Here is a 14,181-nt window from a genome sequence, read left to right as displayed (position 1 = left end):
ACTGCTAGGCATCCGGGCTCTGTCCAACGCGGGTGCGCCCCCCGTTAATGTATCCTCTGGCGATGCGGGAAGCCCGGATCGCGGATACGATGACGAGGGTTTCCTCACGAGTCATCGTCCGCCCCTCATAGGAGAAATCAGACAGCTCAGCTATTTCCTGATCCGTGTATTTGTCGAACAAATCAATTAGCACATCCATGTTGTTGGTCATGGGTAAGTTGAACACCTCGCGTTGCGCTGTAATAGGTTTTTCGCTAGCATGCTTATTCACTTAATTGTGACGGGCATCTGTTTTACGCCTTCCGCGTCGGGGGTCACGAACAGTGTCCGTTGATGATCATAGATAACGAAGCCCGGCTTCGCGCCGGTTGGTTTGCGAACGTGTTTGATCAAAGTATAGTCCACCGGCACCTGGCTTGACGATTTGGCTTGTGAAAAGAAAGCGGCAAGCCTGGCTGCTTCATGCAATGTCGCATCGCCGAATTGCGCGCTGCGGATCACGACGTGGGATCCCGGGATATCCTTCGTGTGCAGCCACGTATCACCGGATTGGGCTAAACGGTTGGTCAAATATTCGTTTTGCGTATTGTTTTTGCCGACATAGATGGGAACCCCTTCACTGGATGTGAAGCAGGATAGCAGGGGCCGCTGGTTGACCTTCTTTTTCCGTGCCTTTTTGTTGCGGTCGCGTATATATCCCTGTTCCACCAACTCGTCACGTATCTCCTCCACATCGCTGAGCGACGCGGTACCGAGCTGCTGAAGTAAGCTGTCCAGATACGCGATTTCATTATGCGTGTGATCGATTTGCTCCCTTACAGCTATTAGGCTGTTCTTACTTTTTGTATATTTTTTAAAATACCGCTGTGCGTTTTCCGAAGGTGTCAGCAATGGATCCAGCCCAATCCGTACCGGACGCTGTTCCTCATCGTAGTAATTGATCACTTCAACTTGTTTGTCGCCCTTTTGGATTTGGTGCATAGATGCCGTCAACAGCTCGCCTGAGATCCGGAATTTATCGGCGTCCTTTGCTTCCTCCATAGTAGCATGCAGCTTCTCCAGTTTTTTGGTGTTCTTGCTGCGTTCATTTTGGAGAAACCGGAGAAGGTCGGAGACCCGCTGCTTAACGGTGTCGCGCTCCGCCTTGTCGCCATAGAACGCTTCGAGACATTCGCTGACCGACTCATAGCGCGTGCTTTCACCGTGCAGATGAGTCAGCTCCAGGATTGAAAACGATTGTTTACCTCCTGACGGCTGCACGCAAATTTGCGGCTCGCCGCCATCATGCTGCAGATGATGCATGAGTGCGTCAAACGGGTCCCAGATTAGTTCGGCGCTCAAGTGCGGCGTGCTGCTGTCGCTTAGCGCGGGCTCAGCCCGATACACCAGCTCCCGGGCCACGAGTGGGCTCAATCCACTAAAGCTCGCCACAAGACGCCGATCCCACGGCGGCTCAGCCGTTGGCGAATCGGCTTTTTTCATGGCGCTGTCCGCGTGGTCATGCGGAGCGTCGGCCTGCGGGGCTGTCAGCAGCGCGACAAACCGTTGCTTGTCCGTCTCAAACGGATGTGCCTTATGCTGCTCGGGCGGCGGCGTGTAGGCGCTACCGGGCATCACGATCCGGTAGCTGCTGATGGCGGGCGTCACATGATGGATGCCGTCGATGATGGTATGCGTCGCAGGGTCGAGCAATATGATGTTGCTGTGCCTGCCCATGATTTCGACGATAATCACTTTGCTGCTTATGTCGCCAAGCTCGTCCCGCTGGCGCACCTGAAAGCGTATTATCCGCTCTAAGCCCGGCTGGGATATGCTTTCGATCACGCCGCCTTCGCAATGCTTCCGCAGAAGCATGCAGAACATAGGGGCCTCCATCGGATTCGTGAAGGTCTGTTCAGTGAAATGGACCCTCGGATATGTGGGATTAGCCGACAGAATAAGTTTCACGTTGCGGCCTTGTGCTCGAAGCTGCAGCACGATATCGTTGCCTGTCGGCATGTGTACTTTACTGATTCGGCCGCCCACACATGTCTGTAATTCCCGGACAAGACTGTGGACGACGAGGCCGTCTAATGCCATGTTCGCAACACTCCAATTCAATTAACTAACCTCTATCATGCCATACTTTCGATAAAAACTTAAGTGCCGGCTCACCAAACGCCCTTTGTGCTATTTTGCGGCTTGTCTGAATACATTTACTCTAGAGGTTGTTTGTCCAGTAGTTCAGAGGTCTTTGGGAGGGAATGAGCATGAGTCAGAAATGGTATCAGATGACGACGGCGGATCTCTTGCAGTCACAGCAAATCCACCCGTCAAAAGGGCTGTCGTCCGAGGAAGCCGAGAAGCGCTTGGCCGAGCATGGGCTAAACGAGCTTTCCGAAGGAACCAAAATATCACCGATCGCCTTGTTCTTTAACCAGTTTAAGGATTTTATGGTGCTGGTGCTGATGGGAGCTACGCTTATTTCCGGCCTGCTGGGGGAGTATTTGGATGCCATCACGATCATAGCCATCATCATTATGAACGGTATTTTGGGATTCATTCAGGAGTTTCGAGCAGAGCGCTCGCTGCGTGCGTTGAAGGAGCTGTCTGCGCCGAATGCAAAGGTGATCAGGGACGGAAAGCTTGAGCAGATTCCTGCGCGCTCAATGGTAGTGGGGGATGTGGTACTATTGGAGAGCGGGGACCGCATTCCCGCCGATGTGCGTTTTATTGAAGCCAACAGTCTTTATGTGGAAGAGTCCGCATTGACTGGAGAGTCTGTGCCGGTCGATAAACATACGGACGCGCTTCGCGCCGATGAAGTTCCGCTCGGAGATCAGCGGAATCTGGGCTTTATGGGAACGATGGTCACGCGAGGTACCGCCAAAGGCGTGGTCGTACGCACTGGTATGGATACGGAAATGGGCAAAATCGCCGACCTCATCCAAAACACGGAATCTATGGAGACGCCTCTTCAGCATCGCTTGGAGCAGCTGGGGAAGCTGCTCATCATCGTGGCACTCGCGCTAACGGTCGTCGTGGTGGTAGCCGGAATTATCCATGGACAGGAGCCTTACGGCATGTTTTTAGCTGGCGTAAGCTTGGCTGTAGCAGCAATTCCCGAGGGACTGCCGGCCATTGTAACTATCGCTTTAGCTTTGGGTGTACAGCGAATGATTCAACGCAAGGCGATCGTACGCAAGCTTCCGTCGGTTGAAACGCTCGGTTGCGCTACGGTTATCTGCTCCGATAAAACAGGCACTCTGACACAGAATAAAATGACGGTGACCCACTTATGGCTAGGTGGCGAAGTGCTGGAAGTGACAGGCGAGGGCTATGAACCGGAGGGCGAAATCTTGAGCCGGGGCAGCCGAACGGACTCGCGAAAAAACCTGATGCTTCAACGTCTGCTGCAGGTGTCCGTACTGTGCAATAACGCGGTGCTGTTTGAGGCACCAGTGGAAGTCAAGCGCAAGAAACAAGCGCAGGCAGAACCTGACATCGTATGGAACATCAAAGGAGACCCTACGGAAGGCGCACTAGTGGTACTTGCGGCAAAGGCGGGTCTGACTAATCAGTCAGTGGCGGGAACGTTTACACGTATCGGAGAATTTCCTTTTGATTCCGACCGAAAGAGAATGTCTGTTCTCGTTGAGCATCAGGGCAGCCGGATGGTGTTGACCAAAGGCGCACCGGACGTGCTGCTGCAGCAGTGCAGCTACATTTTATGGGACGATAAAATTATTCCACTGACTTCAACGATGAAACAAAAGGTGCTCTCTGCCAACGAAGGTATGGCGAAAAATGCGTTGCGGGTGCTCGGCTTCGCGTACCGTGAGCTAAAGCCGGCCGACAAATGCTCCACGGAAGAAGAGGCAGAGACCGGGCTGATCTACATCGGACTGACCGGTATGATCGATCCGCCGCGCAGGGAGGTGCGTGAGGCAATCTCCAAATGCCGCAAGGCCGGCATCAAGACGGTGATGATCACCGGTGACCACCAGGTCACTGCAGAAGCTATTGCGAAGCAGCTCGGTATTTTACCGCAGAACGGATTGGCATTGAACGGGCAGCAGCTGAGTCAGCTGAACGACGATGAACTCGATGAACGCGTGGACGATGTGTACGTATACGCTCGCGTGTCACCCGAGCACAAGCTGAGGATCGTCAAGTCGCTTCAGCGCAAGGGCCACGTCGTGGCGATGACTGGCGACGGTGTGAATGACGCCCCGGCGATCAAGGCTGCGGATATAGGCATCGCTATGGGCATCAGCGGCACGGATGTCTCCAAGGAAGCTTCCGCGTTAGTGCTGAGCGACGACAACTTCGCTACTATTGTTGCCGCCATTGAGGAAGGCCGTGGGATTTACGAGAACATCCGCAAATTTATCCGTTATTTGCTCGCAAGTAATGTCGGCGAAATTATGACGATGTTCCTGGCAATGATGGCCGGTCTACCGCTGCCCCTCGTGCCCATCCAAATCCTGTGGGTGAATCTGGTCACAGACGGACTGCCCGCCATGGCGCTTGGCATCGATCCGGCCGAGAAGGATCTGATGCAGCAGAAGCCGCGTGGTGCCCGAGAGAACATTTTTGCCCGCCGGTTGGGATGGAAAATCATCAGCCGGGGGATTCTCATCGGGCTGTGTACCCTCGCCGCGTTTTGGATCGTGCTGCAGCTTGGCGCTCGGGACGATGCAGCCACATTGGTTCACGCGCAAACTGTCGCCTTTGCAACTTTGGTTATGGCGCAGCTCATTCACGTGTTCGACTGTCGCAGCTCCCGTTCCATTTTTCACCGGAATCCTTTGCAGAACGGTTACCTGGTGCTTGCGGTTGTGTCCTCGCTTCTGTTGATGTTGGCTGTGTTGTATGTTGAACAGCTGCAGCCGATCTTTAAGACGGTGCCGCTGGGCTGGATGGATTGGATCATTGTGATTGTGTTTGCAGCTATACCGACATTCCTGATGGGCATTGGCAGCGTGTTAAGCCGGCCTGCCAAGCGCACCCCGTCTCGTTACGGAGGCGCGCGGCCTGCGGCACAGTAAACTGTGCCCCAAGGTATTTGAATTTTGTCGGCAAAATAATTCTATTCGGAGAAGCTGCTGCGTTTCTCGCAAGAGGCATGCATCCAGGTAGACTTTATGATGTGAACCTTAAAGCTGGCTGATGGGCGAAATGTCCCAAGGGCCGGCTTTTGTCTTGTGTTGGCGTGCGGTTGAAAATTTTGTGTAAAAAACTATGCACACACTTTGTTTTGCGTTATGATAGTGGCTAAACAAAATCATGGAATTGTAGTTAGAACGGGGAGAAAGCCAATGAATTTCACAAAGATGCACGGCTTGGGCAATGATTTTATCGTGGTTTCTGAGGAACACGAGCTGCCTGCCAATGCCGGTGAGCTCGCCAGTCGGTTATGCAGCCGTTTCTTTGGAATCGGCGCAGACGGCCTGGTGTATATACTACCTTCCACGAACGCTGATTATAAAATGCGAATCATTAATTCCGACGGAACGGAGTCCGAGCAGTGCGGCAATGCCATTCGCTGCGCGGCCAAATATATTTACGAGCACGGTATGGTTGACCCGGCGCGGACCGAAATTACCATCGAAACGATAGGTGCGGGATCCCAACAGGTGCAACTCACGGTAGCTGAAGGGGGTGTCACCGCGGTCAGGGTGGACATGGGGGAACCGATACTGCAAGGAAGGCTCATACCGACAACGGTCGATCAGGAGCCCGTGCTGAACCATCCGATTGAAGTGGATGGCCGGGAGTTCCGGTTTACAGCCGTCTCGATGGGGAATCCGCATTGTGTCATTTATGTGGAAGATGCCGCGTCTTTTGATTTGGGCCGGTGGGGGCCTAAGCTCGAGGTGCACCCGCTGTTTCCGCGCCGCGTGAATGTGGAGTTCGCCTCTGTGAAATCGCCTGGAGCAATTGAAATGCGTGTATGGGAACGGGGCGCAGGCCCCACGCTTGCATGCGGCACGGGTGCATGTGCGACGCTGGTCTCTTCGGTGCTGAACGGGTTAACGGACCGGGCGGCTGTAGTTTCGCTAAAGGGCGGCGATTTGTTCATCGAATGGGATGAAACCGACAATCACTTATACATGACGGGACCGGCGGTTGAAGTATTTTCCGGAATCGTAGCCGTGTGAATGCCAGGGAGAGGCGGGACGTAAGATGATGGAGCTTGCATTGAGAGAAGCGCTGCGCCACAATATTATTGTAGGCGACGGAGCGATGGGGACTTATCTATACCAGATGGGTTTCCCGGTTGGTATATCTTATGAGGAATTAAATCTGCTGCAGCCGGATGTGATCATCGATGTTCACCGTAGGTATTATGAAGCCGGCGCACGCTTAATTGAAACGAATACATTCTCGGCAAATAGGGAAAAATTGTCCAAATACGGACTTGAGCATGATGTTGAGGCGATTAATAGGGCGGGCGTTGAATTGGCGCGAAAAGCGGTCGGCAACGATGCCTATGTGATTGGCGCAGTCGGTTCAATTCGGGCGGGCAGAAGAAAGAATTTCCGCACCGCGGAGATTAAGGACGATTTCCGCCAGCAGATTGAGATATTGCTCGACACACAGATCGACGGTCTGCTCCTGGAGTCGTTTTACGATCTCGAGGAGATGCTGCTGGCGTTGCAAATGATCCGCAAGCTCAGCCCGCTGCCGGTTATCTGCCAATTCGCTACGGAAGGCACCGGTGTCACCCATGACGGGTTTACGCTGCATGAGGCGTTCCTCCAGCTCCAACATCATGGAGCGGACGTGGTTGGCTTTAACTGCCGAAGCGGACCGAACGGATTGCTGCGCTCTTTGGAAAAAGTGGCGGGCGTGACCGGTCTGCCGCCTTATTCCGTCTTTCCCAACGCGGGGATACCGGACTATGTTGACGGGCGTTATACCTATGCTGCAACTCCTCAATATTTCGCTGAAACCGCGGTGAAGTTCGCCGATCTGGGGGCGCGCATCATAGGCGGGTGCTGCGGAACGACTCCTGAGCACGTCGCGGCCATGGCCAAGGCGCTCGCCGGGTATGTGCCTGATGGTGGGCGGCTGGATCGTCTGCCACAGACAGCTAAGTCGGGTCCGGCCGCCCAAACGACTGACCTCGTGCAGCCTCGTACCGGTCATGCTGCCTATACAGTCCGACTGACGGATGCTCTTCCGGCGCCAAAGCCCGGAGCTGGCGCTGCAGAGAATGTGACGGATCAGCCGAACATCATCGATTTGGTGAAACAGCGGCACACGGTCATAGTCGAGCTGGATCCGCCGCGTGACTTGGACATAGATCGGTTTATGAAGGGCGCGGCTGCACTGAAGCAAGCGCATGTGGATGCTCTCACTATGGCGGACAATTCTCTGGCGGTAACACGCATGAGCAATCTCGCACTGGGATATCTGGTTAAGGAGCGGACGGGGCTGAGGCCTCTGATTCATATTGCCTGCCGTGACCGCAACATGATCGGTACCCAATCCCATATGATGGGGCTGCATGCGCTGGGCATCAACCATGTGCTGGCGGTGACCGGTGATCCGGCCCGCTTTGGCGATCTGCCTGGTTCAAGCTCTGTTTACGACTTGACTTCGTTCGAAATTATTCGAATGATTAAACAGCTGAATGAAGGTATCGCTTTTTCCGGGAAGACGCTGCGAAAGAAGGCCAATTTTATCGTCGGTGCGGCATTTAATCCGAACGTCAAATATTTGGATAAAGCGGTACAGCGCTTGGAGCGGAAGATTGAAGCCGGCGCAGACTACATCATGACTCAACCGGTCTATGACTCCGCGCTGATCGAAAAAATATACGAAGCGACCAAGCATCTCAGCATTCCTATTTTCATCGGGATCATGCCGTTGGCAAGCGGCGGGAACGCGTCCTACTTGCACAACGAGGTGCCAGGCATCCAGCTGTCTGAGCATGTGCGCCGGCGGATGGGGGACCTGAAAGGCGAGGAAGGGCGTGCGATGGGCGTACAGATCGCCAAGGAGCTGTTGGAAACGGCCATGAAATATTTTAACGGTATCTATCTGATGACCCCGTTCCTGTCCTTCGAAATGACAGCACAGCTGACGCAATATGTGTGGGAGAAGTCCGGGCGGATGATTTCCACTTGTACCCATTAGCAAAATGAATTAAAATAAGTTAATGGATGTGAATACGCCATGATTCGGAGTATGACTGGGTTCGGACAAGCAAATCGTGCGTTTGCTGATTATAGCTTGCAAATGGACCTGAAATCGGTCAATCATAGATATTGCGAGATCGTTGTCAGGATACCCCGCGAGTTTCATAAATATGAGGACGTACTGAAAAAGACGGTGCAACAAAACATCAAACGAGGCCGTGCCGAACTGCATGTCACGATCGAGCGCACCGCTGAAGCGGGACGCAAGTTCGAACTGAACTGGCCCCTGGCTGAGGCCTATCGTTCTGCGGCGCAGCAGCTTCAGGATAGGTTCTCGTGTGAGAATACCTTGAGTACAAGTGATTATCTGCGCATCCCCGATATGCTCATTATTCACGACACCGTAGACGTGTGCGAGGATCAGTTCCGGCACGAACTAGCCAGCTGCGCCGAAGACGCGGTGAGACAACTTCTGCATATGCGTGAAGCAGAGGGCGCCCACTTGCACAGAGATACGCTTCAGAGGATCGACGCTGTCGAAGACTTGGTTCAAAGGGTTGCGCAGCTGGCGCCGCAAGTGGTAGAGGAATGCGCGGCGAAGCTGCATGCTCGCATTGAAGAATTACTTCAGCAGCCGGTGGTCGATGAATCTCGGCTTGCCATGGAGGTTGCATTGTTTGCTGACCGGGCGAACGTGGATGAAGAGATTACACGCCTGCACAGTCATTTTGAGCAATGTCGGCAGCTCCTAACATCTTCTGAACCCGTAGGCAGGAAGCTCGATTTTCTTGTTCAGGAGATGAACCGGGAAGTCAATACGATCGGGGCCAAGGCGAACCATGCGGCGCTTACTGCGCTGGTCGTGGAAATGAAGGCCGAATTGGAAAAGATGCGAGAGCAGATACAAAATATAGAATAGTTGATCTTTACGAGCAGTTTTGTTAAAGCAAAGCTAAGCTTAAGTTTAATGCTCATAGCCGGCATCGGCTGAAGCGAAGCTTGTAGGAGGAAACCAGGTGGCAATCAAACTTATCAATATCGGTTTCGGCAACATCGTATCCGCAAATCGGATTATTTCTATCGTAAGTCCGGAATCGGCGCCGATCAAAAGAATCATTCAAGAAGCACGTGATCGCCACATGCTGATAGACGCGACCTACGGACGCCGGACTCGGGCCGTCATTATTACAGACAGCGATCATGTGATCTTGTCTGCGGTGCAGCCCGAAACGGTGGCGCATCGACTCTCCAACAAGGACGATGATCATGACGAATAAAGAAAGAGGGATTCTGATCGTGCTGTCGGGGCCTTCGGGCGTCGGCAAAGGGACGGTATGCAAGGCGCTGCGACGGTACGCGCCGGATCTGGTCTATTCTGTTTCCGCCACTACACGTGCCCCGCGTGAGGGTGAGCAGGAAGGCGTCAACTACTTCTTCAGGAGCCGTGATCAGTTTCAACGATTGATTCAGCAGAACGAAATGTTGGAATGGGCTGAATATGTCGGTAATTTTTACGGCACACCGCGCAAATTTGTCGAGGACACTTTGAACGCGGGAAAAGACGTCATTCTGGAAATTGAGGTCCAGGGTGCTATGAAGGTGAAACAAACGTTTCCTGAAGCTGTTTTCATATTTCTGCTTCCGCCGTCGATGGATGAACTGAAAAGCCGTATCGTGGGACGGGGCACCGATTCTCAAGAGGCCATTCGCAGCCGTATGACGGTCGCGGCAGATGAAATCAGCCTGATTGAGTATTATGACTATGCAATTGTGAACGATCGAGTGGAATTGGCTTGTTCACGTATCCAATCAATCATCGTAGCTGAGCATTGCCGCAAGGAAAGAGTGGTCAGCAAAATAAAACACTGGATGGCAGAGGTGAAATAGAATGTTATACCCTTCTATTGACAAGCTTTTAGATAAAGTGGACAGCAAGTACTCTTTGGTCGTAGCGGCATCCAAGCGCGCCAGATCACTGCGTGACGGAGCAAAAACAGAGGTTCGCAATAAGCAGTCGGCTAAACATGTGGGATTGGCTCTGGAAGAAATCTTTGAGGATCACATCTCTTATGAGAAGCTGAACAAGGATGCCAAAGAAAACGACGAGCCACAGGAAAAGGAAAAGGAAAAGTAAGCGAACAAAAACAACAACCCTCGGGGTTGTTATTTTTTTCTTAGGCGAATGGGGGCGACACGTGAATGCTTGAGAATAAAACGGTGGTTCTTGGGATCAGCGGCGGCATTGCCGCCTATAAGGCAGCTGCGCTGTGCAGTAAGTTGGTGCAGGCCGGAGCCCAAGTGCATGTCATCATGACGGAATCTGCAACGCGATTCATTGCACCTCTGACACTCCAAACCCTTTCCCGCCATGATGTGATCGTCGATACATTCGACGAGAAGGACGCGTCCGTGGTATCGCACATTGATCTAGCGGATCGCGCGGATCTTGTCGTGGTAGCGCCGGCAACGGCGAACATCATCGCAAAGATAGCACATGGCTTGGCCGACGACATGCTAAGCACCACTTTGCTGGCGACAACTGCTCCGGTGCTTGTTGCGCCAGCAATGAATGTTCATATGTACGCACATCCCGCAGTACAAGCCAACATGCAAGTGCTGGCCGAGAGAGGTGTGCTTTTTGCGGAGCCCGGTACAGGGCAGCTGGCCTGCGGCTATGTAGGTAAAGGCAGAATGGAAGAGCCCGAACAAATTGTGGAGGCAATTCGGCATTTTTTTCGAGATCAAAGATTACTAGCCGGAAAAAAGGTACTTATCACCGCCGGGGGCACGGTGGAACGGATAGATCCTGTGCGATATCTGACCAACGATTCGTCCGGTAAGATGGGCTTCGCTATCGCTGAGACCGCCAGGAGCATGGGTGCACAGGTAACATTGGTCGCCGCCAAAACTTCGGTGCCTGCGCCTGGCGGCGTCGAGCTCGTACGGGTACAATCCGCTCAGGAGATGCTGAATGCGGTCATAGAGCGCTTGGCGGACTCCGACATTGTAATTAAAGCGGCTGCCGTCGCTGATTACCGCCCGGTTGAAACAGCAGTACGGAAAATCAAGAAAAACGATGAGGAAATCAATGTCCGGTTAGTCAAAAATCCCGATATTCTTCAGACGGTGGGCAGGATGAAGACGACGCAGTACGTGGTAGGCTTCGCTGCCGAGACAGAACGAATAGATGAGCATGCAATGGATAAGCTTCAGCGCAAAAACTGTGATCTTCTCGTAGCCAATGATGTGACACTAGAGGGTGCGGGGTTCGGAACGGATACGAATCTCGTCCGCTTTTACGATCGGCAGGGACTGGTCGAGGCACTCCCTCTCATGAGCAAACATGGCGTGGCACGGCAGCTGCTGACGCTGATTGCGGAACGGATACAGACAAAAGAAGGGACGAATTGATGTACGCGAAAGTCATTGTAGATGTGCCTGCTAAGCAGACCAACCACGCCTTTGATTATTTTGTGCCTGAGCCTATGCGCGATTGGGTAGCGGTAGGCAGCCGGGTGGGTGTGCCGTTTGGGCCAAGGAAGCTGCAGGGCTTTGTTGTCGAACTTGACACACAGGTAGACTACGATCCGTCGAAGGTAAAGCCGCTTACCGAGGTGATGGATTTGTACCCCCCTCTAACCCCCGATTTGGTAGAACTAGCCCACTGGATCAGTCAAACGTACGTTTGCCACGAGGTGACAGCTCTCCAAGCGATGATTCCAGGAGCGTTGAAGGCCAAGTATGAGCGGCATGTGAAGGTCGCGGATGGTGGCGCAGAGGGTGTGGAGATAGAAATGCAGGCCGATGGACAGCATAAAATGCTGCTCCCGGAACAGCTGGAAATCATTGAATATGTGCGTGGCAAAGGTACGGTGGAGATCGGCGCTCTGCTGCACAAATTTGCGGCAGCCGGCGGGGCTGTCAAGCAATTGATAGTCGAGGGTATGCTTCATGAGGTGCAAATGATCAAAGACCGCATGTCAGCCAAAAAGGTGCTCACAGTCATTCCCCCTGAACAGCCGGACATGCTGTGGGAATGGGCGGAGCAGCTGCCAGCGCGCGCCGCTAAGCAAAAGCAGGTTCTCTCGTATCTCGCGCAGCATCCTGTACCAATCAAGCTATCCGAGCTGCTGCATGAAGTGGGAGTAAGCGCGACTACTGTGAAAAGCTTGGCGGAAAAAGGTTGGCTCTCCATCGCGGAAGTCGAGGTGTTCCGGGACCCCTACGCAGAGCGCACTTTTCGCAGAACCGAGCCGCTTCCGCTCATGCCTGCGCAGCAGGCGGTGTTCGCACGTATCGAGCAAGCCGTTACGGGGAACACGAGGCAGGTGTTTTTACTTCATGGAGTGACGGGCAGTGGCAAAACGGAAGTGTACCTGCAATCCATTCAGACTTGCTTGGATGAGGGCAGAGAGGCTATTGTGCTGGTACCGGAAATTTCGCTGACACCACAAATGGTTGAACGGTTCAAAGGCCGCTTCGGAGACCAGGTGGCGGTCCTGCATAGCCGTCTGTCCCACGGCGAACGTTATGATGAGTGGCGTAAAATCATGCTGAAGCAAGTGAGTGTTGTGATAGGTGCACGTTCCGCGATTTTTGCCCCTTTTACCCGCATTGGACTGATTATCATTGATGAAGAGCATGAATCCTCTTATAAGCAAGAAGAGAGCCCCAAGTATCATGCCCGTGATGTGGCCATCGCGCGTGCAGGCCAGCATCAGTCGGTTGTCGTGTTAGGGTCGGCGACACCGTCCCTTGAGAGCATGAAGAGAACATTGCGCGGCAAAGCCTCAACTCAACAATTATTCGACATGAATCATATACAGACAGCTGCCGCGGCAAGACTTCCCGACACTGCAGTGCGAAGCAGCATAGATTCCTTGAATGTGCCATTCGAACTGCTGTCCATGCCGACCCGTGTCGAAGGGCGGCCTCTGCCTCCGGTGCACATTGTTGATATGCGTGAGGAGCTGCGCACCGGCAACCGTTCCATGTTCAGCCGTCCCTTGTATAAAGCGATAGAAGAACGGTTACACAAGAAAGAACAGACGGTTTTGCTGTTAAACCGGCGCGGTTATTCCACCTTCGTCATGTGCCGCACGTGCGGTTACGTCGCGGAGTGCCCGCACTGCGACATTTCACTGACTTATCACCAGAGCTCGCACGCAATTCGCTGCCATTATTGCGGATACGCTGAACGCCAGCTCACCACCTGTCCGAGCTGCAGCAGCGAGCACATTCGCCATTTTGGCACGGGTACACAACGCGTAGAGGAGGAGCTCAACAAACTGTTTCCAGGCATCCGCGTGATCCGAATGGATGTGGATACGACGAGAGAGAAAGGTGCCCATGAAAAGTGGCTTACCATGTTCCGCAACCGTCAGGCCGATGTGCTGCTGGGAACGCAGATGGTGGCTAAAGGTTTGGATTTTCCTCACGTGACACTTGTTGGTGCTATTGCTGCGGATACCGTACTTAATTTGCCGGATTTTCGTGCAGCGGAGCGAACATTCCAGCTGCTCACACAGGTGGCGGGACGCGCTGGCCGTCATGATCTGCCGGGCGAAGTTTATGTTCAGACGTACGCTCCGGAACACTATAGCATCCTAACGGCGAGCAAGCACGATTATCATGGTTTCATGGAGAAAGAAATGACATTACGCCAGCTCCATGAGTACCCTCCGTTCTACCGGCTCATCTTGCTTACGTTGTCGCATGAGCAGCTCCCTTTACTCATGCGCACCGCGGAAGCATTGGCCGCGCGGTTGAAGGAACTCGCTGCCGAGGTCCCAACAATTCCAATAGAGATTCTCGGCCCGGTAGCGTCGCCCATTGCACGAATCAAGGATAGATATCGGTTTCAATGCATGATAAAATATCGTGGAGACACTGCAATCTCGGGTTTGGTGCAGCAGGCTTTGACATTGTTACAGGATGTGGAGCGGCAGCACAAGTTAACCATCAGCGTGGATGTTGACCCACAGATGCTGATGTAATTGTCGTTTAACATATAATGGGTCTTATCTTAGATTTGACAACCGGTCACTTGCAT

Annotated in this window: 11 protein-coding genes; 9 read left to right on the top strand and 2 right to left on the bottom strand. The window is 53.2% G+C overall.

All coding sequences use genetic code 11. The features are described from left to right. Positions 1-4 precede the first annotated feature (4 nt). Positions 5-211: a hypothetical protein gene (locus CBW46_RS01760; RefSeq protein WP_089198303.1), complete on the bottom strand. Its 207-nt coding sequence runs from the start codon at positions 209-211 to the stop codon at positions 5-7. A gap of 56 nt (positions 212-267) precedes the next feature. After that, complete coding sequence (locus CBW46_RS01755; RefSeq protein ID WP_089198302.1) at positions 268-2,079, bottom strand: Rqc2 family fibronectin-binding protein; 1,812 nt, start codon at positions 2,077-2,079, stop codon at positions 268-270. A gap of 170 nt (positions 2,080-2,249) precedes the next feature. Here CBW46_RS01755 and CBW46_RS01750 point away from each other — a divergent pair, with 170 nt between their 5' ends. The 9 genes from CBW46_RS01750 (at position 2,250) to priA (ending at position 14,125) form a co-directional block, all read left to right on the top strand. Then, a complete protein-coding gene (locus tag CBW46_RS01750) occupies positions 2,250-5,030 on the top strand; it encodes a calcium-translocating P-type ATPase, SERCA-type (protein WP_089198301.1) in 2,781 nt (926 codons plus the stop codon). A 270-nt stretch (positions 5,031-5,300) separates the two neighbouring features. After that, a complete protein-coding gene (dapF, locus tag CBW46_RS01745; protein ID WP_089198300.1) occupies positions 5,301-6,143 on the top strand; it encodes a diaminopimelate epimerase in 843 nt (280 codons plus the stop codon). A gap of 28 nt (positions 6,144-6,171) precedes the next feature. After that, positions 6,172-8,127, top strand: coding sequence for a bifunctional homocysteine S-methyltransferase/methylenetetrahydrofolate reductase (locus tag CBW46_RS01740; RefSeq protein WP_089198645.1), 1,956 nt, complete (start codon positions 6,172-6,174; stop codon positions 8,125-8,127). Positions 8,128-8,166: 39 nt separating this feature from the next. Continuing rightward, the gene (locus CBW46_RS01735; RefSeq protein ID WP_089198299.1) at positions 8,167-9,048 is read left to right on the top strand and encodes a YicC/YloC family endoribonuclease; all 882 of its coding nucleotides are present in this window, start codon (positions 8,167-8,169) and stop codon (positions 9,046-9,048) included. 97 nt (positions 9,049-9,145) lie between these two features. Then, positions 9,146-9,406, top strand: a complete 261-nt coding sequence (remA, locus tag CBW46_RS01730; RefSeq protein ID WP_009672664.1) for an extracellular matrix/biofilm regulator RemA — start codon at positions 9,146-9,148, stop codon at positions 9,404-9,406. Next, on the top strand, positions 9,396-10,016 hold the full coding sequence (gene gmk / locus CBW46_RS01725; RefSeq protein WP_089198298.1) for a guanylate kinase: 621 nt from the start codon (positions 9,396-9,398) through the stop codon (positions 10,014-10,016). Before remA ends, gmk begins: the two co-directional genes overlap by 11 nt. Position 10,017: 1 nt before the next feature. Then, positions 10,018-10,263, top strand: coding sequence for a DNA-directed RNA polymerase subunit omega (rpoZ, locus tag CBW46_RS01720; RefSeq protein WP_089198297.1), 246 nt, complete (start codon positions 10,018-10,020; stop codon positions 10,261-10,263). 65 nt (positions 10,264-10,328) lie between these two features. Then, on the top strand, positions 10,329-11,540 hold the full coding sequence (coaBC, locus tag CBW46_RS01715; protein ID WP_089198296.1) for a bifunctional phosphopantothenoylcysteine decarboxylase/phosphopantothenate--cysteine ligase CoaBC: 1,212 nt from the start codon (positions 10,329-10,331) through the stop codon (positions 11,538-11,540). Then, positions 11,540-14,125 carry a primosomal protein N' gene (priA, locus tag CBW46_RS01710; RefSeq protein WP_089198295.1) on the top strand — a complete coding sequence of 862 codons (2,586 nt, stop codon included), beginning with the start codon at positions 11,540-11,542 and terminating at the stop codon, positions 14,123-14,125. Before coaBC ends, priA begins: the two co-directional genes overlap by 1 nt. Positions 14,126-14,181: the final 56 nt, after the last annotated feature.

It is taken from the genome of Paenibacillus xerothermodurans, from assembly GCF_002220865.2.
In the GTDB taxonomy this organism is placed as follows: domain Bacteria; phylum Bacillota; class Bacilli; order Paenibacillales; family NBRC-103111; genus Paenibacillus_S; species Paenibacillus_S xerothermodurans.
This window is presented reverse-complemented; position numbering and strand designations above follow the sequence as displayed.